Source organism: Vreelandella populi (assembly GCF_003989825.1).
Classification (GTDB): Bacteria; Pseudomonadota; Gammaproteobacteria; order Pseudomonadales; family Halomonadaceae; genus Vreelandella; species Vreelandella populi.
The window spans coordinates 485,938-506,502 of the sequence record NZ_RZHE01000006.1 but is presented as its reverse complement, the minus strand read 5'-3'; the positions used below and the strand labels follow the sequence as shown (position 1 = coordinate 506,502).

General features: G+C 53.0%; 21 protein-coding genes and 1 pseudogene. 13 read left to right on the top strand and 9 right to left on the bottom strand.

The features are described 5' to 3' along the window. Positions 1-25: 25 nt before the first annotated feature. The 7 genes and pseudogenes from ELY25_RS07320 to ELY25_RS07290 all read left to right on the top strand — a co-directional run. Positions 26-883, top strand: coding sequence for a hypothetical protein (locus ELY25_RS07320; protein ID WP_126950612.1), 858 nt, complete (start codon positions 26-28; stop codon positions 881-883). Next, positions 861-1,292 (top strand): hypothetical protein, encoded by a 432-nt coding sequence (locus ELY25_RS07315; protein ID WP_221885492.1) that lies wholly within the window; start codon positions 861-863, stop codon positions 1,290-1,292. The genes ELY25_RS07320 and ELY25_RS07315 overlap by 23 nt, the downstream gene beginning before the upstream one ends. Positions 1,293-1,855: 563 nt before the next feature. After that, complete coding sequence (locus ELY25_RS07310; protein ID WP_126950611.1) at positions 1,856-2,764, top strand: hypothetical protein; 909 nt, start codon at positions 1,856-1,858, stop codon at positions 2,762-2,764. Positions 2,765-3,332: 568 nt separating this feature from the next. Next, complete coding sequence (locus ELY25_RS18010) at positions 3,333-3,542, top strand: MBL fold metallo-hydrolase (protein WP_236995671.1); 210 nt, start codon at positions 3,333-3,335, stop codon at positions 3,540-3,542. Positions 3,543-3,881: 339 nt separating this feature from the next. Next, positions 3,882-4,535 (top strand): DsbA family oxidoreductase, encoded by a 654-nt coding sequence (locus ELY25_RS07300; RefSeq protein WP_126950610.1) that lies wholly within the window; start codon positions 3,882-3,884, stop codon positions 4,533-4,535. Positions 4,536-4,721: 186 nt separating this feature from the next. Continuing rightward, complete coding sequence (locus ELY25_RS07295; protein WP_126950609.1) at positions 4,722-5,369, top strand: glutathione S-transferase; 648 nt, start codon at positions 4,722-4,724, stop codon at positions 5,367-5,369. Between the two features lie 224 nt (positions 5,370-5,593). After that, positions 5,594-6,000: pseudogene (locus ELY25_RS07290) on the top strand (DsbA family oxidoreductase); the annotation flags it as partial. 81 nt (positions 6,001-6,081) lie between these two features. Here ELY25_RS07290 and ELY25_RS07285 read toward each other — a convergent pair. Both ELY25_RS07285 and ELY25_RS07280 read right to left on the bottom strand, forming a co-directional pair. Then, positions 6,082-7,209 (bottom strand): glycerol dehydrogenase, encoded by a 1,128-nt coding sequence (locus tag ELY25_RS07285; protein ID WP_126950608.1) that lies wholly within the window; start codon positions 7,207-7,209, stop codon positions 6,082-6,084. Positions 7,210-7,395: 186 nt separating this feature from the next. After that, the gene (locus tag ELY25_RS07280) at positions 7,396-7,575 is read right to left on the bottom strand and encodes a hypothetical protein (RefSeq protein ID WP_236995669.1); all 180 of its coding nucleotides are present in this window, start codon (positions 7,573-7,575) and stop codon (positions 7,396-7,398) included. A 147-nt stretch (positions 7,576-7,722) separates the two neighbouring features. On the opposite strand from ELY25_RS07280, the gene ELY25_RS07275 reads away from it, so the two are divergent. Then, the gene (locus tag ELY25_RS07275) at positions 7,723-7,956 is read left to right on the top strand and encodes a type II toxin-antitoxin system RelE/ParE family toxin (RefSeq protein ID WP_236995668.1); all 234 of its coding nucleotides are present in this window, start codon (positions 7,723-7,725) and stop codon (positions 7,954-7,956) included. Beyond that, positions 7,956-8,249, top strand: a complete 294-nt coding sequence (locus ELY25_RS07270; RefSeq protein WP_126950607.1) for a HigA family addiction module antitoxin — start codon at positions 7,956-7,958, stop codon at positions 8,247-8,249. Before ELY25_RS07275 ends, ELY25_RS07270 begins: the two co-directional genes overlap by 1 nt. Positions 8,250-8,286: 37 nt before the next feature. On the opposite strand, the gene ELY25_RS07265 is transcribed toward ELY25_RS07270, so the two are convergent. After that, the gene (locus ELY25_RS07265) at positions 8,287-9,489 is read right to left on the bottom strand and encodes an E22 family MetX-like putative esterase (protein WP_126950606.1); all 1,203 of its coding nucleotides are present in this window, start codon (positions 9,487-9,489) and stop codon (positions 8,287-8,289) included. A gap of 241 nt (positions 9,490-9,730) precedes the next feature. Between ELY25_RS07265 and ELY25_RS07260 the strand changes: the two genes are divergently transcribed. Then, positions 9,731-10,693, top strand: a complete 963-nt coding sequence (locus ELY25_RS07260; RefSeq protein WP_126950605.1) for a ribonuclease Z — start codon at positions 9,731-9,733, stop codon at positions 10,691-10,693. Positions 10,694-10,772: 79 nt separating this feature from the next. On the opposite strand, the gene ELY25_RS07255 is transcribed toward ELY25_RS07260, so the two are convergent. From ELY25_RS07255 to ELY25_RS07240, 4 genes are all read right to left on the bottom strand, one after another. Beyond that, positions 10,773-11,189 carry a hypothetical protein gene (locus tag ELY25_RS07255; protein ID WP_126950604.1) on the bottom strand — a complete coding sequence of 139 codons (417 nt, stop codon included), beginning with the start codon at positions 11,187-11,189 and terminating at the stop codon, positions 10,773-10,775. Between the two features lie 60 nt (positions 11,190-11,249). Further along, a complete protein-coding gene (locus ELY25_RS07250) occupies positions 11,250-13,877 on the bottom strand; it encodes an EAL domain-containing protein (RefSeq protein WP_126950603.1) in 2,628 nt (875 codons plus the stop codon). Positions 13,878-14,242: 365 nt separating this feature from the next. After that, positions 14,243-14,395 (bottom strand): hypothetical protein, encoded by a 153-nt coding sequence (locus tag ELY25_RS07245; protein ID WP_185859242.1) that lies wholly within the window; start codon positions 14,393-14,395, stop codon positions 14,243-14,245. A 121-nt stretch (positions 14,396-14,516) separates the two neighbouring features. Next, positions 14,517-15,089 (bottom strand): CGNR zinc finger domain-containing protein, encoded by a 573-nt coding sequence (locus tag ELY25_RS07240; RefSeq protein WP_126950602.1) that lies wholly within the window; start codon positions 15,087-15,089, stop codon positions 14,517-14,519. A gap of 92 nt (positions 15,090-15,181) precedes the next feature. Here ELY25_RS07240 and ELY25_RS07235 point away from each other — a divergent pair, with 92 nt between their 5' ends. Then, positions 15,182-16,129, top strand: a complete 948-nt coding sequence (locus ELY25_RS07235; protein WP_221885491.1) for an alpha/beta fold hydrolase — start codon at positions 15,182-15,184, stop codon at positions 16,127-16,129. A gap of 69 nt (positions 16,130-16,198) precedes the next feature. Here ELY25_RS07235 and ELY25_RS07230 read toward each other — a convergent pair whose 3' ends face one another. After that, positions 16,199-17,371 (bottom strand): UbiH/UbiF/VisC/COQ6 family ubiquinone biosynthesis hydroxylase, encoded by a 1,173-nt coding sequence (locus ELY25_RS07230; RefSeq protein WP_126950601.1) that lies wholly within the window; start codon positions 17,369-17,371, stop codon positions 16,199-16,201. Between the two features lie 135 nt (positions 17,372-17,506). Here ELY25_RS07230 and ELY25_RS07225 point away from each other — a divergent pair, with 135 nt between their 5' ends. Continuing rightward, positions 17,507-18,421, top strand: a complete 915-nt coding sequence (locus tag ELY25_RS07225) for an NAD-dependent protein deacetylase (protein ID WP_126950600.1) — start codon at positions 17,507-17,509, stop codon at positions 18,419-18,421. Here the strand turns inward: ELY25_RS07225 and ELY25_RS07220 are convergent. Next, positions 18,343-18,984 (bottom strand): DNA-3-methyladenine glycosylase, encoded by a 642-nt coding sequence (locus tag ELY25_RS07220; RefSeq protein ID WP_126950599.1) that lies wholly within the window; start codon positions 18,982-18,984, stop codon positions 18,343-18,345. The genes ELY25_RS07225 and ELY25_RS07220 overlap by 79 nt on opposite strands. A gap of 71 nt (positions 18,985-19,055) precedes the next feature. Here ELY25_RS07220 and ELY25_RS07215 point away from each other — a divergent pair, with 71 nt between their 5' ends. Next, positions 19,056-20,519: a protein adenylyltransferase SelO gene (locus ELY25_RS07215; RefSeq protein ID WP_126950598.1), complete on the top strand. Its 1,464-nt coding sequence runs from the start codon at positions 19,056-19,058 to the stop codon at positions 20,517-20,519. Positions 20,520-20,565 lie beyond the last annotated feature (46 nt).

The following is a 20,565-nucleotide window of genomic DNA, read 5'->3' as shown; positions in this document are numbered from 1 at the left end:
ACATTGAGAACCATAAGGATATAAAGTGTCCCCTGAGCTATCGATAAAGTTAGAATACCTCGAAAATAGGAGTAACCCTGCTGAAGTCTTTGAGGCAATGGCTTTATATATTAATGCATATAAAGGCTTTGGACAGCTGCTTACAAATTCGGTTGGCCTAAAATTAGATTTCGAGTTTCAACTCAATGATATTGAGAAAAGCTCTATATTAAGCAAGCTTTCTGCGTTGCCAAATAGCATCGACTCTATGCTGGAAAAAGCATTTTACTCGTCTGGAAATAGACTTTTTGAAACTTTGGCGGAAACAAATGAAACAAAAAGTGAGGAGCAGGTTGAGTCTATTGCTGCAAATATTGAATCAACGTTAGCAGATAATCTTGAGGATAAAATTGCTGACCCATATATTGATAGGCAGAATTTAGCACATGTTCTTAAAGGGTTTTCTTCTGCAAACGAAAAGATGAAGCCGAGAGAGAGTGTGATTATAATGTCCGGTCAGGAACTTGGCCAAAAGTGTAATTTAAATACTAATTGGAGATTTACTGGTGATCCTAAGAATATGTTCAGAGGATCAACAGAATGCCAAGAACACAGAGACAAATTGTCCGTAAAAGTTTCAGTGAATGAAGGCAATTCAGTGTGGTCTTTTCGCAGCCATTCATTGAACAGAAGATTTTGCGCGCGCATAACCCATAAGGAGTGGCTTGAGAGCTATCAAAATGGGTTAATACAAGCAATCGGTCCAAAAGACGTTATCGAAGCGGATATTTCTTATGATATTTATATGCCTCCGAAAGGAAAGGGGCAGCCACAAATAAGAAATGCCCGGGTAAAAGAAGTCGTAAATGTGCACCGGAATAATGGTCATCAATATGAGTTGTGAACCAACTAAGTTTGAGAGAAGAGCCATATATGCTGATTTAAAAACTGAATATATTTATATAGCTATTCCCTTCATGCTTCTCATTAGCGTGAGGCTCTATATAGGTGCATGGCAAGATGTGGTTTTATCTCCAGATTGGTCTCTAGCATCATGCTTAATGTTTGGGCAAATAACATCAAAAGTGTCTAAAGCGGTTGCAAGTAGCTCAGTTAAGACCAGTCAGCAGCATTTCGGTTTATATACAGCAAAACGATTTTTCTTTGTCATCATTGCGGTTGCATTTTATTTTGGTATGCTTGCAAAGCCGACTATAGGGTTGGGCTATGCTCAAATAATATTGTTTTTCATAGCAAGTTACTTTCATTTCTCAGATGGCTTTACAACAAGTTTGTTGCAAAAGAAGGTGTGATAAATATTTTAAATTTAGGCTGAGGAAAAATTTTTTAAGTGCTGCAACTATATTGGATATAAAATAATTAATTAGAAAAGGCTCAGAGATACTATAATATGAGAGCAAAAATAAAATAATCGTGGTATTGAGTTTGTATAGCCATCCATATAGTAACTTTTAGAAGCAATATGAATTAGGAGTCGGATTTTATTTTTTTATTTCCTTATATAGCATTTCTTTACGGTGCGGCGTATAGCATCCAACAAATTCTAGAGGGGATTGGGTTAGCATCTTCAAACTTCTTGGAACGAAATGATGATGGATATATAGTTGGAAGTTACTGGTCCCCTGCAGAGGCAGTAATCCCAATTCTTGGCCTCCTTCTGATATATTCGATTATCCTTATTGGTGCGCTTTTAGCTGCGGGATTTGTGATAGCTCGGTGGCGAGGCGTTGCTGTTGTCTTTGTGCTATTAGCTCTTCCTGGATTCTTGAACCTTGCTGGGCAGTGGCCTCAAATAAGCTACCTTCCGGATTCTTATTACATTGGCGGAGGTGGGCTAGGGAGCCCATTAGGTCTTGTGCCCCTCCTGGCTATTAGTTTGCTAACAGGGTGGTGCATAACTGTCATCGTCTACGATACCCTTAATCTAAATGACAAATTTCGCAGCTATTATGATCATCTCTGGTACACGACGGCGCTCCTTGCAGGGATATTTTTTGTAGCCGACTCTATTGGTAATCAACACGCGAAGAATCTTGCCGAAGAAAATCAAGTAAGCCAAGCAGCGAGCTTGTATTTATTGGATCAGGTGCGGAGCTACGATCAGTTTTGTAAAGCCGAAGGCCTGACAGAAACGTCTTCGTGCGTGTGGGCTTCTGATGTGCAGCAGACGTTGAATGAATATGCGGCTTATGGATCGGCTACGTTCTACCGTTTAGGTCCCGCTGACAGCTCAGAAATCTACGCTGATATTAGAAGACCGGTAACAGCAAGAGAAATTATCGAAATTCGTGAGGAGATTAAGCTTTATAACCTCATGGTTTGTCCAGTTGAAGACCTTGGCAAGGGTATCCGGCGATACGCTAGGCCTTCTAGATTTTGTCAACAAGTGCCACCTGCATTTTGCACCTCTTTCCCAGACCCTCCGGAAGGGTTAGTAGATAAAGATATGATCATACATTCGGTTGCTCTTGCTAGTGAATGCATAATTCCAACGTTGGTTGTTTCAAGGGCTCGTCAGGAAAATTCGAATGCTGCTATCGCAAGCAACCAGCAGAATCGATATCAACGGTGGTGGTTGTATATAGCTCTAGCTGCCGTAGTTGGTGGGAAAATAGCTAATTCGACGACAAAAGTTGCCAATCTAGATCAACGTAGTGCCCATGATAGGCGGCGGTTAGTTCAGCCAACCATTCGCGGACTTTTCAGCGGAACTAGGAGGTTAGCTGGGACTTATAAGGCGATTGGCCGATGGTTCGGGCGATAGCTAACTCGTATATAGCCCTGAAGGTCTCGCAGCAGATCGAGATTAAAATCGATAGGCTTGTGCGCAGGTGATAATCATCTAATCAGTCGCTTCCGTACGCGGCCGATGGAACCCCTTTTCATTGCGACTTTGCCCTCATTCTAAGACCGTCGCTGAGTTAAACGCTATTTAGTAAACGCACGAAGGGAAAATCGAGAAAATGGACATTATAGAAATAGAGCAGAATGGCCTGAAGTACTCTGCCGAGTACGTGCAGGATGAGAATGTAGTTACGATGTTAGGGAACAGCGGAAAAGAATTTACACATCTAGGAGGCAGGTCCGAAGAAGCTATCGCTCGCACACTTCTTCGAACTTTAATACGTAAAGGGCATATTGAACCCATCGCCACGGAATAGTTAGAGGCAGGGACGTCCTTAGCGAGCAGGTTAATGAAATGCCGATTTAGATAGCTAGCAATCCATCGGCTTAGCCTTAAAGCGAGTACATAAGGGGGATCACGAACAAAATATGAAACTACTGTTTCTCGGCGGCGTACACACCAAATAAGAAACGTCTCCGGGATCGCTTTGCTTGAGAGCAAAGGGAAAGGTTGGTACCTGATCGGTTGTGGTGAGAACACCCAGCATCAGGTCTTGCGCACAAAACTGTCGTTTAATTCATTGAAAGCCATCTGGATTACCCACGTGCACGGTGACCACTGCTATGGGCTGCCGGGCATCCTGGCGAGTGCGGGAATGGGTGGCCGGAAAGCGCCGCTTACTATTGTGGAATCCTAGGCATCAAGGCATGGCTGGCGGCTACCTGCGAGGTAGCACACTTTGCTTGCCCTTCGCTTTGGAGTTTATTGCCTCGGACGAGCTACCCTGTGTTGAGTTTGGGAGCATGCCGATAGCTACGCTAGGATCAATAATGAGTGCACCCTAAACAAGGAAAACACATGAAAACAACAGGCTTAATAGTCGATATGCACTGGAAATGAACGCGTACCGACTTCCGCATCCTCAACCATAAAGTGCGAGATGTGCTGAACTGGTTGCGTGTATGTGTTTTATGGTAAAAGCCAGTGTATAGCGCTGTTTGAGTCCTGATGACCGAAGCTGACGAGGAGATCCATCATGCAGAAGGTAAGAATCGACTTAGTATCCGATGTCGCCTGCCCGTGGTGCGCGATTGGCTACCGTCGCTTGGAACAAGCGCTGGAAACCTTGAAGGGCGAGATCGACGTCGAACTCTTCTGGCAGCCCTTTGAACTCAACCGAGATATGCCACCCGAGGGCGAGCCGATCTTGGAGCACTTGTGCCGCAAGTACGGTAAGGATGCTGCCAGTATGGAGCAGTCCCAGCGCGAGATTATGACGGTGGCCGAAGGACTTGGATTAAATTTCCGTGGCGCCCAGGAGCGTCGGGCGAACAATACCTTCGCTGCCCACCGCGTGCTTGCGTGGGCCGCAACGCAGAACCTGGAGACGCCCCTGCAATTGGCACTGTTTGATGCCTACTTCGGTGAGGCGAAAAATCCTTCAGATCCAGAGGTGTTACGAGAGAAGGCCATTGAGGTGGGGCTTGACGGCGACACTGCCGAAGCCATTGCTCGGTCTGATCAGTACGCGGACGAGGTTCGAGCGGCACAACAGCGATTTATGGAGGCAGGGGTGAGCGCTGTACCGGGATTTATCCTCGACGGACGCTACCTGATTTCTGGCGCCCAGCCCGCCGAGGTGCTGGTCGATGCGCTTCGTCAGGTAGCGGAAGAAAACGCGAACGGCTAACGTCTCGCCTTAGTGGTCACCGAGCCGACTCGTTTTTGCTGAGATCCAAAAATAGCCCTTCTACGCCGGTCCATGTTCCGACCCATTGATCGGTAATCTTAAACAGAGATTAACCGTAAAATGAAGTAACCACTGAAACCAGAGACGCCGAGTCTACTGACTTCAATTCAACTGTGAAAAATGCCCATGACGTCATCACTTCATCGCCTTTACTCTTTTCGTCGCTGCCCCTATGCCATGCGTGCCCGGCTCGGCTTATTGTTTGCTAAGTTACCGGTGGAGCTGCGCGAAATCACATTGAAGAACAAACCGGCCCAGATGCTAGCGATTAGCCCGAAAGGCACTGTGCCTGTTTTACAGCTTTTTGATGGTACTGTGATCGAAGAGAGCCGAGAAATAATGGTGTGGGCGCTTGAGCAACAAGATCCGCAAGGGCTGTTAGATGCGAAGGTTAGGACTCAGGCCAATGCCCTGATCGAGCAAAACGATAATGAATTTAAACATTGGTTGGATCGCTATAAATACGCCGACCGACATCTCGAAATGACCCAGGCAGAGTACCGGCAGCGGGGTGAAGCTTTTTTACAGGTTTTAGAGGAGAAGCTGACTCAAAAGCCTTATCTTCTGGGAGATAACGCGACCATTGCTGATATTGGCATCATGCCTTTTATCCGCCAATTCGCCCATGTAGATCGCGATGTTTTTTATAGCCTACCTTACCCGCACCTGCAGCGGTGGCTACAGCACTGGTTGGAGCACGCGTTTTTTCTGCAGGCCATGACCAAGTTTCATCCATGGCAAGAGGGGGATGGCGTGGTGGTTTTTCCATCTTGAAAAGCGCTACCTGTTAATTCCTTGTCGGCTATCTCACTTTCGGCAAAAACGACTGGAGCGCATCACTCGCTTGGTCGATGGATAGCACGTCCCACTGGCCGCGATTGCCTTACCTGTTTTGGGCGTAAGCCGCATTAAGTTGTTTGATAATGCTCTTTGCGGGATGCCCGGTTTGCAGCCCTGTTGCCAAAATGCTGGAAGCCTTCGGCTTGAAAGTCTATGTGGCCGAAGAACTTGGATTGAATTTCCGGGGGGCGTTGAGCTGCGGGCGAACAATACCTTCGCTGCCCACCGGGTGCTGGCCTGGGCCGCAACGCAAAACCAAGAGACGGCCCTGCAATTGGCACTGTTTGATGCCTACTTCGGTGAGGCGAAAAACCCTTCAGACCCAGAGGTTCTACGCGAGAAGGCCATTGAGGTTGGGCTTGATGGTGACACTGCCGAAGCCATCGTTCGGTCTGATCAGTACGCGAATGACGCTCGGGCGGCAGAGCAGCGATTCATGGAGGCCGGGGTGAATGCGGTGCCGGGGATCATCCTCGACGGCCGCTACCTGATTTCCGGCGCTCAGCCCCCCGAGGTGCTGGTCGATGCGCTTTGTCAGTTGGCTGAAGAGAACGCTAACCGCTAATGGCCTGGAGGCGCCAGCCTGAAGCGAGGGTTGGTCGATCAACATGGCGCCACGCGCGTGGCGCCATGTGCCTGGCGGGTCTTACCCGCTCAGCCCCACCTTCTCCATAAACGCCCGCGCATGCACATCCACCGCTTTGATAGCATGGACTATCTGCTTAGGCGTCAGTTCATAGGCCAGATTATGGCTTGATTCACCTTCTTTAAGCGCCGCCTCGGCTACGCGGTAAAGATCTTCCTCGCTTGCCTGGTCAAGCTTGAGCGCTTTCAGGGTCACCGGTAGGCCCAGTGCCAAGTAGAGGTCCAGATACTCTTCCAGCTCTGCCTGCGGCGTTTGGTCGAGAATCAGCTGCGCGACCGTGCCGTACGCCACTTTTTCGCCGTGGGTCAGGTTGTGAATCTCGCCGTGTAGGGCGGTAAAACCGTTATGGATGGCGTGCGCTGCCGCCAGGCCGCCGCTTTCAAAGCCCAAGCCGCTGAGTAAGGTATTGGCTTCGACCACGGCTTCAAACGAGGGTGTGACGATCTGCGCCTCGTTGGCCTGATAGGCCAGCATGGCGTGCTCGAAGAGGATGTCTTCACATTTCTCGCCAATGGCCGCGCCTAGCAACGTGGCTTTACCGCCCGCCATGTTGTTGGCGTTAGCGCGAATGGCGGCGCGAGCCTCAACCCAAGTGGCCAGCGCATCGGCAATGCCCGAGGCCAGAAAACGCGGCGGCGCCTTGCAGATGATGCCGGTATCAACCAGCACCAGGTCGGGGTTCTTGCTGTAGAAGCGGTAGGACTCGAACTCGCCATCGTCACTGTAGATGACCGACAGGGCGCTGGTAGGCGCATCGGTAGAGGCGGTCGTTGGCAATACGGCACAAGCCGCTTCAAGCTTTTCAGCCACGCCTTTGGCGGTGTCAATGGCTTTACCTCCGCCGAAGCCGATAACGACGTCTGTCTGCTGCTTGCGGCCAAGCTCAACGAGGCGGTCGATTTCTCGGTTAGAAGCCTCGCCCTCGAACACGGCACGCTCGAAACTGACGCCTTCGCCTTCCAGGCTAGCGCTGAGCTGCTCGCCCGCAATTTTCCAGACCACATCATCGGCGATAAGCAGCGCCGTTTTCCCGAGTGTTGAGACATAGTGGCCTGCGCGGGCGGTAACGCCTTCCCCCTGCACGTAGCGGCCGGGGCTGATAAAGACTTTCTCGTTGGTTACTGGCATAACGGTTATGTCCTAATAGCGTGGGTGGCCACACCAGTGTAGTCACTCACGCAGCGTTCGCGCTTGCGGTGGGTCGACGTATTTGCCGTTATGTTGATCATCGTCAGGATGTGGCGAAATAGAGAGGCTTCAGAGCGGTGCTAGAAGAGCAAGCGCTGGCTCTTAGAGAAACCAGCGCTTGCTCACTTATTGTAAAAACGCCCGCAACGTATCGCTGGCTTGCTCAATGGATAGCACGCCATCCAAGTGGCCGCGATTACTTTCCAGGGTTTCAAGCGTCACGTCGGTGCCGTCAGTCTCAATCAATTCTGCGGTGCGGCGTACCCCTTCGGGGGCAAAGACGAGATCGTTTTCGCTATACAGCATCAGGGTCGGTGTTTCGATAGGGTAAGTCTCACTTCAAAACGTTGCTTTCATTCCGGGCTTAAATTTTTTTGATGCGCGATGCGCAACGCACTATTGTCTTCATGATTCAATCATTTCGTCACAAAGGACTGGAACGGTTCTACGCTAGTGGCAGCACTGCTGGCATACAGGCAGATCACGCTAAGAAGTTGCGTATGCAAGCTTGCTGCTCCGGATACAGCTATTTCAGTGGAAGACATGGATATCCCCGGCTTTCGGTTGCATCCGTTGAAGGGGAAAGACAAAGAGCGATGGTCGATTTGGATCAATGGAAATTGGCGCATGACGTTCGAATTCCGGGACGGCAACGCTTACATTCTTGATTATGAGGATTATCACTAATGACGATGTATAACCCACCGCATCCCGGCGAATTTATTCGGGAGGTTTACCTAGCACCTTTTGGCATTAGCTCCCGCCAGCTTGCTTCCCGTTTGGGTGTTTCACCCTCTACGCTTTCAAGATTGCTGAAAGGGGGGAGCGGCATTAGCCCCGAAATGTCTTTGCGTTTGTCGAAGGTTCTGGGACGTACCCCGGAGAGCTGGCTGGCAATGCAGGATACCTATGATTTATGGATGGCTCGCAGCACAATTAATTTGGACGATCTTCAACCTTTGGATTTCGAAGCCGCCTAAATAGCGCTGGCTTTAGTCTAAAAGCCAGCGCTCCCCCTTACTGCAAAAACGCCCGCAACGTATCACTCGCCTGGTCAATGGATAGCACTCCATCCAAGTGGCCGCGATTACCTTCCAAGGTTTCCAGCGTCACTTCAGTGCCATCCGCTTCAATCAGCTCGGCGGTGCGGCGCACGCCTTGAGGCGCGAAGACGAGGTCGTTTTCGCTATACAGCATCAAGGTCGGTGCTTCGATGGCGGCTAGGCCTTCCTCTAACGAGTCACCGTGGCCTGCCATAAAGGTTTGGTTGGCGCGTACTAAGTAGAGCAGGTGGTTGGCATCGGAAAGCTCCGCACGGGCGACGGCAATGTCATCCAGCGTTTGCTCGATGGCGTAGCGGGCGCTGATATCCTGGGCGGGGTCGCGTTCTTCATCGGCCCAATCACGGTTAAAGGTTTCGTTAGCCCACTGCCAGTGGTTGGCATTGAGCGTAACGAGTTTAAGCGCTTCTTTTAATCCATCGGTGGGCGGTTCGCCGTCATAGTAGTTACCCTCGTTCCAATTGGCGTCCACGCGAATTGGCGCGGCCCAGGAACTTAGCGTGGCCAGTAGCCACGGGTCGGCTACGCCACCGCCGATCACGGGGATCAAGCGCTCAACCCGGTCAGGATAGGCGCTGGCCCACTCAATTGCTTGCAGGGCCCCCATGGACGCGCCCATCACCGCATGCAGCGATTCAATCCCCTGGCTTTCAAGCAGTTCACGCTGTACTTCGACAAAGTCCCGAATGGTGACTACCGGAAAATCCATGCCCCACGGCTCGTCGGTGTCTGGGTTGATAGAGGCCGGCCCAGTGGTCGTGACATTAGGATCATTGGCATTGAGATTCACCAGCGTATCCGAGGAGATGATGTAGTACTCATCGGTATCCAATGCTTTTCCGGGGCCGATGATGGCATCCCAGTAGCCAGAGGGTTTACCGTCAGCATTGTAGCGGCCCGCTGCGTGGCTGGTGCCGGAGAAAAAGTGGGTGATCAGAATGGCGTTATCGCGGGCTTCGTTGAGTTCGCCGTAGGCTTCCCAACCTACTGTCACGTTGGGAATCGTCTCGCCGTTTTGAGTCGTGAAGCTGTCGATCTCAAAGGTTTGCTTCTCGACGACGCCGTCCCACGCCCAAAGTGGGGAGGATATCAGCAGGCCAAGGCCCGCTATCATGAAAGAGGACTGTTGTATGAAAGAGGATAGTTGTGTGCGACGCATGGGGCTTCCTTTGCTGAGTGGTTGTGATTGTTATTGGCTGCTGGTTGCGACCCTACTCAGCATAGTCAGCGCTCGCGTATTTTGAACGCATTTCATTTGCTAGCCTGCTGTCGCATCATGCGCTTGGTAGCGGGCATGCGTTCGGCCAGTTTTTGCTTAAAGCCGCAGCCATTGGATTACCCATTTATTCAGCGAATCCGTAGGCTGGGTTTCAAAGCATGTGCCTAAAAGAGAACAAGATATGAACCTACTATTCCTTGGCACCTCCGCTGGTGTACCCACCAAAAGCAGAAACGTCACCGGGATCGCTTTGCGCGAGAGCAAAGGGAAAGGTTGGTACCTGATCGATTGCGGGGAGGGCACTCAGCATCAGGTTTTGCGCACGAAACTGTCGTTTAATTCATTGAAAGCCATATTGATTACCCACGTGCACGGCGACCACTGCTATGGGCTGCCGGGCATACTGGCGAGTGCGGGAATGAACGGCCGGAAAGACCCGCTTACCATTGTGGCGCCCGCAGGCATCAAGGCGTGGTTGGAGGCGACCTGCGAGGCTACGCAGCTAGGCTTGCCCTTTGCCCTGGAGTTTATTGCCTCGGACGACCTGCCAAGCGTTGAGTTTGCGAACATGGCAATTTCCACGTTCAAGCTTTCCCATCGTGTGGCGTGTTACGCCTATGCGCTCACAGAAAAAAATGTCGACGCCGCTTTAGATATCGAAAAGCTAACCCAAAAGGGAATCCCGAGAGGGCCGTTGTGGGGTCAGTTGAAGCAAGGGTTTGATGTTGAGTTTGCGGGTGAACTGTTAAAAAGCGCTGACTACTTAATCTTCAAGAACAAGCCCAGGAAAGTAGTGATCGCGGGAGACAATGACCGGCCTGAGTTATTGATTGACGCATGCGCGGGTGCCCAGGTGCTGGTGCATGAAGCCACCTATACCCAAGAGATGGCCCAGAAGGCGATTGAAGTGGGGCATAGCTACGCCAAGCTTGTTGGGGATTTTGCTGAGTCGGTAGCGCTGCCTAACTTGGTGCTGACGCACTTTAGCCCGCGTTACCAGTTCAACCCTCAGGCGTCGCCTTCCATTGAGGATATCCGCAAAGAGGCCCAGAGCGCCTATTCGGGTTCCCTTTACCTGGCGCGGGATTTTTTAGAATTTACCTTGGATAAATCGGGCCACTTTTCTGAAGTGGTGAGCGAATAGTCTTTTCGTGTTTCGGCTATTCTTGCAAATGGGCAGCTACCCGAAAGCGGGTAGCCGCTTTTCGCGATTGCCGGACAGGTTAATCGCGGCAGTAGCCTTCACCGGGTTGCACTACCAGGCAGTCTTCTTTTTCTGCTAGCCATTTCAAGCCGGTGGTTTCACCGTCACCGGCGCGAAGTAGCTGTGAGCCGTCATCGCGGCTGAAGCGTATGCCTTCGTCTGTGGCTTGCCCTTCGAATGTTCCGCTTTGGTCGGCGTCCAGGCCGTACTGCATTTCAAGCAGATAGTGGCCGGGGTCTGCGGATTCGTCCTTGCTGATCTCCAAGACTAACCCTTCCACGCCGATCCAGCTACCCACCCATTGGTCGGTAACCTTATGAGATGTGCTTTGCTCGGTTGAAGTAGACGAAGCAGGTGCATTTGAGGCGGTGGTGTCGCTGTCGTTACACCCGCTTATCAATATCATGGCGCTTAGGGCTAACGCTTTTTTGATCATGGGTAGTGGCATCTTCTATGGATGAATGACCGCTTGGCAGCAGAAGCTGAATGCAGCAACCTAGACAAACTCGCCCTTAGGTTGGTTAACTAATCCCGAGCTAGTAACGCACAGATATTGCTCGCACTCCTCATCTGAAAGCGGCTTCGCGTATAAAAAACCCTGCCCGGCATTACAGCCTAGGGCCTGTAGGTGTTTTTCCTGCTCTTGGGTCTCAATTCCCTCAGCGAGCACATCCAGCCCCAGACTGAGCCCCATTTGGATGATCGCTTTGGCAATCGCTCCGCTCTCCTGATCACCCGGCAATCCATGCGTGAATGATTGATCAATTTTTAAACGATGGAGTGGGAACTGCTTAAGGTAATTCAAGCTCGAATAGCCTGTCCCGAAGTCATCTATGGCAAGCGTGACTCCCAATTCACGAAGCGTGTTGAGTTTGTGCAGGACCTGTTCAATACCCTGCATAACCACGCCTTCCGTGACCTCCAATTCCAATAAGTGAGGCGGTAGACCTGTACGTAAAAGCACATCGCTTACTTGTTCACAAAAGTCAGCCTGGCGGAATTGGTGTGCGGAAATATTGACCGCCATGGACCCTTTCGTTATGCCCTGGGCCACCCAGTAAGCGTGTTGACGGCAGGCCGTTTCCAGCACCCATTTGCCGACAGGGACAATGAGGCCGCACTCCTCAGCAATAGGAATAAACTGATCAGGTAAAATAAGCCCCCGGGTGGGATGCCGCCATCGAATTAACGCCTCCAGACCAATAACATCGCCAGTACTGAGCGCAAGTTGTGGCTGATACATTAGAAACAGTTCATTGCGTTCGACAGCACGATGCAGGTCGCTTTCAAGCGTCAAGCGATCCAGCGCTCGCATATTCATTTCAGGTGCGTAGAACTGATAACCGTTGCGGCCAAATTTCTTAGCAACATACATGGCCGCATCGGCATTACGCATTAAGGTTTTCGCATCCTCTCCATGACGGGGAAAACACGCTACACCAATGCTAATACCCAGGATAATTTCGGTATCTTCCAGAATGAATGGCGAGGCAATGACATTGAGCAGTTTATCGGCAGTGAGAGCGACATCCTGCTCTTCCTTGATTCCCGAGAGGGCCACGATAAACTCATCGCCCCCTTGTCGACTTACCGTATCCTCTGCGCGCACACAGCTCGATAGCCGCCGTGCAACTTCCTGAAGAAGTCGGTCACCCAGTGCATGCCCAAATACGTCATTCACATGCTTGAACCGGTCGAGATCCAGGAAGAGCAGGGCGACTTGCTGATCATGCCGCTGAGCGAACGCCAGCGCGACGTTTAGCCGATCGGTTAACAGCAACCGATTGGGCAGACCGGTGAGCGGATCATGAAGGGCCATGTACCTAAGCTGTTCGTTAGACCGCTGGCGCTCGACCGCAGCACTCAGAATATTGGCAAGCCCTTGCAGAAAAGCAACATCATCGGTCGAGAAAATGCGGGGCGTACTGGCGTAAGCGCCGAGTATGCCGATAGGCTTTTCAACGCAGCCCACCAAAACATCGATACCGCTGACAACACCATGGGAAGTGATCAGTTCGGATGGAGTAAAGCGAAAATCCTCAATAAAATTATGAATAATGACAGGTTCGTAGGAAGCTAGGACGGGATACGTTTGTGTTTGCTTTTCTGGGTCCACCACTTGGCGGCCGATCCAATCGGGTTGCCAGCCTATACCCGATTGTAGAAACAAAGGCCTTTGCGGCTCGTCAAGCAGCATAACGGCGCTAAACTCAACCTTAAACCCCTGGGAGATCGTCGATGCGGCTTCCTTATACACCTCGTCAAGACTCGTGGCAGATAATGCAAACCGCCCGAGGGCAGCGGCAAGCTGCTGCTGCTGTGCTCTAGCGTGCAACGAAAGTTCGGCATGCTTTCGTTCAGAAATATCCTGCATCGTGCCAAAAAAGCTTACTACTTCGCCGCTATCATCTTTCCTGGGCACGGCGACGATCTGAACATCAGTCTCTTTGCCGTTGTTTCCTTTTGTTCGAAGGTCAAATGTTTGCGTTTGACCTGACGCGACTCCCAAATGAATCATTTTTTTCAAAAGAGCAGCGCTTTTTGTGTCGAAGAGCATCGCACTTTCATGCAGAGTGGGGGGCGGATCACGTCGGCTGTCTCTGCCTAAAAGGTTATAGACTACCTCTGAACAGATAGACTCACCGGTGATGAGACTGTATTCCCAATCCCCAATCTTTCCAATGCGCTGGGCCTCGTCGAGACGCTCCTGGGTCCGCTTCAGATCGTCAATGTTCGTGCAGGTGCCGAACCATTTAACGATGTTACCCTCTGCATCGCGCATGGGTACGGCTCTGCCGAGCATCCAGTGATAAACTCCATCCCAGCGACGTAGCCGGTATTCAATCTCATAGGTTTTGCCGCTACTCGTCGCTTGATGCCACCGCTCAGCAGCTCGAGCCCGATCATCGGGATGGAAGGGTGGGTTCCAGCCAAAGCCTAGGCTCTCTTCTAGTGTCAGCCCAGTATAATCCAGCCAGGATTGATTAAAGTCGATGTGCCAGCCATCCGGGCGGGTAACCCAGACAATTTGCGGCATGGTTTCTACGAGCGTCCGGAATTCCGCCTCGCTTGTACGCAACGCATCCTGAATCCGGTTTAGCTCTGCTTGTCGATCGTTAAGCACCCTGATGAATAACCATTTTTATTGCCTGCAAGGATTAACTCTAAAAATTCATTTTGAACTAAAGTTTAACGAAAAGCATCTCGTCTTATTATTAAGGCGGCTTTAAGTAGAACTTTAACTATCGTCCGCATTACGAGTGATTTCGCTTTTAACTAATTAACACTAAAGCCGGGTTCAAGCGCTGGCTTGGCATCAACACCAGCGCTCAACCCCTTATTTCAAAACTCCCTCAATGTATCACTGGCTTGGTCGATGGAAACAATGCCATCCAGGTGGCCTCGATTGCCTTACAGGGTTTCAAGCATTGCGGACTCGTCCTTGCTGAGCTCCAGAACTAACCCTTCGACACCAATCCACTTGCCGACCTACTGATCGGTCACTTGATGTGGGGGCTGACTTTGCTCGGCTACCGTATCTGAATCGGTTGCACTTGATGCAGCGGTATTGGTGTCTTGATTACAGCCACTGATCAGCATCATGGTGCTTGCTAACGACAGGGCTAACGCTGTTTTCATCATGGCCAGTGTCACCAAAAGTTAAAGGGCAATCTGAAATCCGTCTTGATCAAGCGCTTGGCTGAGGACTGCACAGAAGTTGAAGTTGCAGGACCTCACGTAGCGGGTTTTACCCGCTAAGAGACTAACCCGTTCTTTTTCTGGCCCGGTGCGAGGCCGCTTTCATTCGGTTTCCGCAAGACGCCATGCTGCACCAGCGGCGCCGGTGAGATTTTGTTTGATCGTGAAACAGTAGAATACAGTCCGAGGCTTCGCACTCTTTAACGAGTTGTACATCTTCCTCGGTAAGTAGCTGGACCAACGCCCACGCGGCAGGTTGCAACAGGCTCTCGCTTTCCATGTTGCGCCGGTAGGCTTTTTTTTGAAACGCCGATTCCGCTGGCTGCCATTCAATTTTTTCCAGTGGGTAACCCCGTTCCAGCACGTGATTTACCACTGCGGGGTCCGCAGCCTGCCCCTGTTGGGCTGAGATAAGCAGCTCGCGCATGTTGTCACGCAACTCACGCGCAAGGTGGATTAGCCCAGGCGGTGGGCTTTCACGATATTCCGACAACACACCCGCCTGTTGAAGCCACGCGATGACGCTGCTGTCGTCCGTCAGACACTCCTGACGTTCATCTCCTACGCCAAACTGCGTATTGATAAAATCGATGGCGAGATTGCCTGCGATTAACGGAGGGGTAATGTGTGATGGCATATTTTGGTAACCTTTAAAATTTAATTTGACAGGTTACTATTGTTTTTCCTAACCTTCAAAATTCATTATTAAAGGTTACCAAGGAGTCATCCATGACAACGCAAAACGAGGCGGCCTCTGCCGATATTCAGGAAGCACTGAGAGCCAATGCCGGGCAGGGCGCTGGCTCGACAACTCATCAGGTTCATTATCGTTTCGAGAAGGTGAGCGATGTCGATGTCTTTTATCGCGAAGCGGGGGATCCGGCGGCGCCGACGGTGTTACTGCTCCATGGGTTTGCTGCCTCGTCGTATATGTGGCGCGATGTGATTGCGGCGCTTGCCGATGAATATCACGTCGTGGCACCGGATTTGCCAGCGTTCGGCTTTACTCGATCACCGCCGCGCGGCCAGTATGAATACACCTTTGCCAACCTGACGAAGACGATTGATCAATTTACTGATCAGTTGAAGCTTGACCGCTATGCCATTGCCGTTCACGACTATGGTGCGCCTGTAGGCTGGCGTTTGGCGGTGGCCAATCCGGCAAAAATCACTGCCATCATTTCGCAAAACGGCAATGCTTATGAGGAAGGGCTTTCAACAGGGTGGGAGCCGATCAAGACGTATTGGGAAAATCCTTCAAAGGCGAACCGTGATGCCCTTGACGATTTTCCAACGCCGGAGTCCATCAAATGGCAGTACCTGGAAGGGGTCAGCGATACCAGTGCTGTGGCACCGGACGCCTATACGTTGGAAGGCGCGCAGATCTCTCAACCGGGGATGGCCGATATTCAGCTCGACCTGTTGCTGGACTATGCAACCAACGTTGAGAAGTATCCCGAATTTCAGGCCTATTTTCGTGAGCATCAACCGCCGTTGCTCGCCGTATGGGGAAAGCATGATCCGTTCTTTCTTCCGCCGGGAGCTGAGGCCTGGAAGCGGGATATTCCTGAGGCGGACATTCGCTTTTACGACACGGGGCACTTTGCACTGGAAACCCATGGCGCTGTGATTATCCCGGTGATACGCGAATTCTTGAATGAGTGTATTAAGGCGTAATTAGCGCTTTTAACAAAGCCAAGCTCAACGGCTTGGCTTATTCGCGGCTTAAACACTTGGTTGTACCAGCTACCACATCCTGAACGGATTCCTCCCATTGGCCTGCTGCATCATCATGCGCTTGGCGAAGGGGAAGCGTTCGGCCAGGTGCAGGCTTAAATCGCCCAGCTGGCGCAGCGGTTTGGCGCCGGTAAACAGGTGGTGGAAGCTGTCGGTCGCTGCGATCATCGCTTGATTGGCTGCCCGGCGCTGGCACTCAAAACGAAGCAGGTTAAGGTAATCGCCCGGGTCGCGGCCCTTGATGATCATGTCGGCCAAGGTGTCGGCGTCGTGCAGGCCGATGTTCAGGCCCTGTCCGGCCAGGGGATGCACCACGTGGGCGGCGTCGCCAATTAAAGCTAGGCGCTTACCGATATAGCGGCGGGCGTGCTGGCGTTTAATTGGGAAGCTTGCGTGAGAAACAACCCGGATAAGGTTGCCCAGGCGCTTCGGGAAGGCCGCTTCAATGGTGGTTTTCAGGGTATGGTCTTCCATCGCCTCGCGGGCTTTGGTGGCCTCGTCGCTGTCGTACCACACTAATGATGCTCTATGGCCGGGCAGTGGCAGCATGGCGATCGGGCCTCGTGGGGTAAACACCTGCCAACTGACGTCCTGCTGGGGAAGCTCCGTTTCCACATTAATGATCATGGCCCGCTGATGGTAGTCGTGGCTGGTTACCTCAATACCGGCCAGCTGGCGCAGGGTAGAGCGGGCGCCGTCGGCGCCCACCACCAGCCGGGCACTCAACATCTTGCCATCCTCCAGCTCGACCAGCCGTATTTCGCCCGCCGTCAGTGTGCTGACCGGCGCGCTTTGGGTGTAACACGTGACGCTGGGAAGCTCCTTCAAGCGCTCCCAGAGGGCGTATTGCAGCGTACGGTTTTCGATGAACAGGCCAAAGTCGTCCATGTCGCTGTCAGCTGCGGAAAACACGCTGTGGCCGGTGCCGTCCTGGTTGGAGACGTCGATATGTCGAAACGGGCAGCAGCGCTCCTTGGGCAGTTCGGTGCCGCTTAGCTTGATAAATGCCAGCGAACGCGCATTCAATGAGGAGATGCGCAGGTCATAGTCGCCGCTGGGCGCTTTAGGCGCGTCGCCGCGCTCGATCAGCCCGATCGAGTAGCCCGCATTGCCCAGCCGGGCGGCCAGCGCAGCACCTACCATGCCACCGCCAACAATGATGATATCGTGATCCTTTTGCATGAGGTGCTCCTTCAATGCTTGTTGGGCACCGCTGTCGTGCATGGTATTAGCCGTTGCATGTGCCCTGAATGTCCTACAGTATCGTCGAGATAGGGGAAACTTGCCTAGGGTGAACAATTGACGCAGGCCGTGGAAATGCAAAAAAGTGTGGCTCAGGCGGGCGCTGAACTGGCCCGCTTTATCGAGCAGCACCCCAAGCTGTGGGTAATTACCGGCGCGGGCGTGAGTACCGACAGTGGCATTCCCGATTATCGCGATGCCAACGGCCAGTGGAAGCGGTCGCCGCCGGTACAGCACGGTGAGTTTATGGCATCCCAGCAGGTGCGAAAGCGCTATTGGGCGCGCGCCCTGATCGGTTTCAAGGCCTTGCGTGAGGCCCAGCCAAGCGGCGCTCATAAAGCGCTGGCGGCGCTTGAAGCCATGGGGGTTATCGAGTTATTGGTGACCCAAAATGTGGATCGTCTTCACCAGCGGGCAGGTTCGCGCCGAGTGGTCGACCTGCACGGCCGTGCCGATCTTGTGAAGTGTATGAGCTGTGATTATCAAATGATGCGTCATGCCATGCACAGCGAGATGGCGCGTATGAACCCGGCCTTTGCCATGATGGAGGCCACCCACGCCCCCGATGGTGATGCCGACCTGGAAGCCGATTTCAGCGCATTTCGGGTATTTGATTGCCCGCGCTGTGGCGGCATCTTCAAACCCGATGTGGTGTATTACGGCGATGTGGTGCCGCCACAGCGCCGGGTGGCGGCTGAGGCGGGGCTTAAAAATGCCCAGGCGGTACTGGCCGTTGGCACCTCGTTAATGGTGTTCTCGGGCTACCGTTTCTGTCGTGAGGCCCACGCCATGGGCTTGCCTATCGGCTCACTATCGCTGGGGGTAACGCGGGCGGATGCCTTGCTTACCCACCAGTGGCGCGCCCCCTTAACGCCCGTGCTAACCCATGCCGTCGAGCAGTTGGCGCCTCGTCATCGCGCCTTGGATACCCACGGGTTGCCTTCCAGCCAAAACCGCCAAGGCGCGTCACGGTCTTCGGGTTCGGCGTAGTCGATACCCACTCGCGGGCCGCTGGCAATCGGTGTGTTATGGCTACCTGCTGATACCCAGAGCTGCTCGGTGCGGGTCATGTCATAGCCGTAGAGTGTCTTGTCTACCCCAAGAGCGCGGGTGAGCTTGCCCGGCCCGTTGCAAAGCTGCTTGCCCGCTATACTGCGCCGCTCGCGCATGGCCTGTTCATTGAGCACGGGCTCAACGGCGCGAATCAGTACCGCACAGGGCGAGCCCTCGGGTTCTGTGACGATATTGAGTAGCCAGTGCATCCCGTAAACTAGGTACACGTAAGCATGCCCCGGTGCGCCGAACATGGCTGCTGTTCTGGGCGTTAGCCCGCGATGCGCATGGCAGGCTGTATCGTGGGCGCCGCAATAAGCCTCAGTTTCAACAATACGTGCTCCCATCAAGGTGCCGTTTACCTCGCGAACCAGCCAGCACCCTAGTAGGTCGTTGGCCACGGCCACGGTATCGCGCTGATAAAAGTCGCGGGAAAGGGGAGGCAAGGATAGTTCTTGCAAGGATAGTTCGTGTAGGGATAGTTCAGGCAGTGATGACATTATCTCGCCGACTACTTGAGTGAGCTGCTAGGGTATTAGTAGATGCCACTGAATGAAAGAGGGAGATCGCCATGTTGACCTTCGAGCATGACTACAAGACATTGCCGGAGCCGCTGTGGGCCGCCTGCCAGCCAACGCCGGTTGAAACACCTACGCTGATTGCCTTCAATCAAACGCTGGCCCACACCTTGGGCGCAGACGATATACCCGATGATGACACGCTAGCCCAGTGGTTTGCAGGCAATACGCTGCCACCGGGGGCTGAGCCTGTGGCCCTTGGCTATGCGGGACACCAGTTTGGCAACTTTGTACCCCAGCTGGGCGATGGCCGAGCGCTTTTGCTGGGTGAGGTGATCGACCGGCAGGGCAAGCGCCGGGATATTCAGCTCAAGGGCAGTGGGAGAACCCCGTTTTCACGCGGGGGCGATGGCCGCTCGCCGCTGGGGCCGGTACTGCGTGAATATCTGGTCAGTGAGTTTATGGCCGCCATTGGCGTACCCACCACGCGCGCGCTGGCGGCGGTTGCCAGCGGTGAGCAGGTCCGGCGCCAATTGCTTGAACCGGGTGCCGTTTTTACCCGAGTGGCCAGCAGCCATGTGCGCGTGGGTACCTTTCAGTTTGCCGCCGCGAGGCGAGATGAGCAGATACTGAAATCCTTGGCGGATTATGTCATCAAGCGCCACTACCCCGAGGCCGCCAGTGCGGCTGATCCTTATCTGGCTCTGCTTGAGGCAGTGGCGGCTCGCCAGGCGGCCCTGATTGCGCGCTGGATGAGCGTAGGCTTTATCCACGGCGTAATGAATACCGATAACACCAGCGTGGCGGGCGAGACCATCGATTACGGCCCCTGCGCATTTATGGAGCAGTTTGACCCGCGCAAGGTGTTCAGCTCTATCGACCAGGGCGGGCGCTACGCGTTTGAAAACCAGCCGGGTATCGCTCAGTGGAACCTGGCCCGTTTTGCGGAAACGCTGCTGCCATTGATGAAGGTTCAGGGCGATGAAGCCGTCGAGCAGGCGACAGAGGTAATTCAGCGCTTCAGTGATGTATTTGCCGCCGAGCAGCGCACGCTTCAGGCCGATAAGCTGGGCCTTACCGCCAATAGTGAGCAGGCAAGCGACCTGATGGCGGGGCTGGAAACCCAGATGGCGCGAGGCGGCATGGACATGACCGCCACCTTCGATGCGTTGACGCAGTACGCAGCGTCATTCGATGCCCAGTATCACGATGCTTTGCTTTCGTTGACGAGCCAACCCGATGGGTTAACCACTTGGCTGGACACCTGGCAGGCCGAGATGGTGGCCGGTAAGGATAGCGCGCGCCTTGATGCCATGCGCCGGGCTAACCCCATCATCATTCCTCGCAACCACCGCGTTCAGGAGGCTATCGAGGCCGCCTATAAAGGTAACTACGCGCCTTTCCATACCCTGCTGGAGGTCGTCACCAATCCTTACGACGGTTCAACGGAGGCGCGTCGCTTGGCGGCGCCAGCGACCAGCAGCGAACAGGTGCTGAGAACCTTTTGTGGAACCTGATGACGCATTGCCTGTGATAAACTGTGATTTTTTACAGGTGGAGAAG

Excerpts from the sequence above, each read along its gene's own strand:
- ELY25_RS07315 (WP_221885492.1), top strand. The coding sequence starts at position 861 with ATGGTCATCAATATGAGTTGTGAACCAACTAAGTTTGAGAGAAGAGCC.
- ELY25_RS07300 (WP_126950610.1), top strand. The coding sequence starts at position 3,882 with ATGCAGAAGGTAAGAATCGACTTAGTATCCGATGTCGCCTGCCCGTGG.
- ELY25_RS07295 (WP_126950609.1), top strand. The coding sequence starts at position 4,722 with ATGACGTCATCACTTCATCGCCTTTACTCTTTTCGTCGCTGCCCCTAT.
- ELY25_RS07285 (WP_126950608.1), bottom strand. The coding sequence starts at position 7,209 with ATGCCAGTAACCAACGAGAAAGTCTTTATCAGCCCCGGCCGCTACGTG.
- ELY25_RS07280 (WP_236995669.1), bottom strand. The coding sequence starts at position 7,575 with ATGCTGTATAGCGAAAACGATCTCGTCTTTGCCCCCGAAGGGGTACGC.
- ELY25_RS07270 (WP_126950607.1), top strand. The coding sequence starts at position 7,956 with ATGACGATGTATAACCCACCGCATCCCGGCGAATTTATTCGGGAGGTT.
- ELY25_RS07265 (WP_126950606.1), bottom strand. The coding sequence starts at position 9,489 with ATGCGTCGCACACAACTATCCTCTTTCATACAACAGTCCTCTTTCATG.
- ELY25_RS07260 (WP_126950605.1), top strand. The coding sequence starts at position 9,731 with ATGAACCTACTATTCCTTGGCACCTCCGCTGGTGTACCCACCAAAAGC.
- ELY25_RS07255 (WP_126950604.1), bottom strand. The coding sequence starts at position 11,189 with ATGATCAAAAAAGCGTTAGCCCTAAGCGCCATGATATTGATAAGCGGG.
- ELY25_RS07245 (WP_185859242.1), bottom strand. The coding sequence starts at position 14,395 with ATGATGAAAACAGCGTTAGCCCTGTCGTTAGCAAGCACCATGATGCTG.
- ELY25_RS07240 (WP_126950602.1), bottom strand. The coding sequence starts at position 15,089 with ATGCCATCACACATTACCCCTCCGTTAATCGCAGGCAATCTCGCCATC.
- ELY25_RS07235 (WP_221885491.1), top strand. The coding sequence starts at position 15,182 with ATGACAACGCAAAACGAGGCGGCCTCTGCCGATATTCAGGAAGCACTG.
- ELY25_RS07230 (WP_126950601.1), bottom strand. The coding sequence starts at position 17,371 with ATGCAAAAGGATCACGATATCATCATTGTTGGCGGTGGCATGGTAGGT.
- ELY25_RS07225 (WP_126950600.1), top strand. The coding sequence starts at position 17,507 with ATGCAAAAAAGTGTGGCTCAGGCGGGCGCTGAACTGGCCCGCTTTATC.
- ELY25_RS07220 (WP_126950599.1), bottom strand. The coding sequence starts at position 18,984 with ATGTCATCACTGCCTGAACTATCCCTACACGAACTATCCTTGCAAGAA.
- ELY25_RS07215 (WP_126950598.1), top strand. The coding sequence starts at position 19,056 with ATGTTGACCTTCGAGCATGACTACAAGACATTGCCGGAGCCGCTGTGG.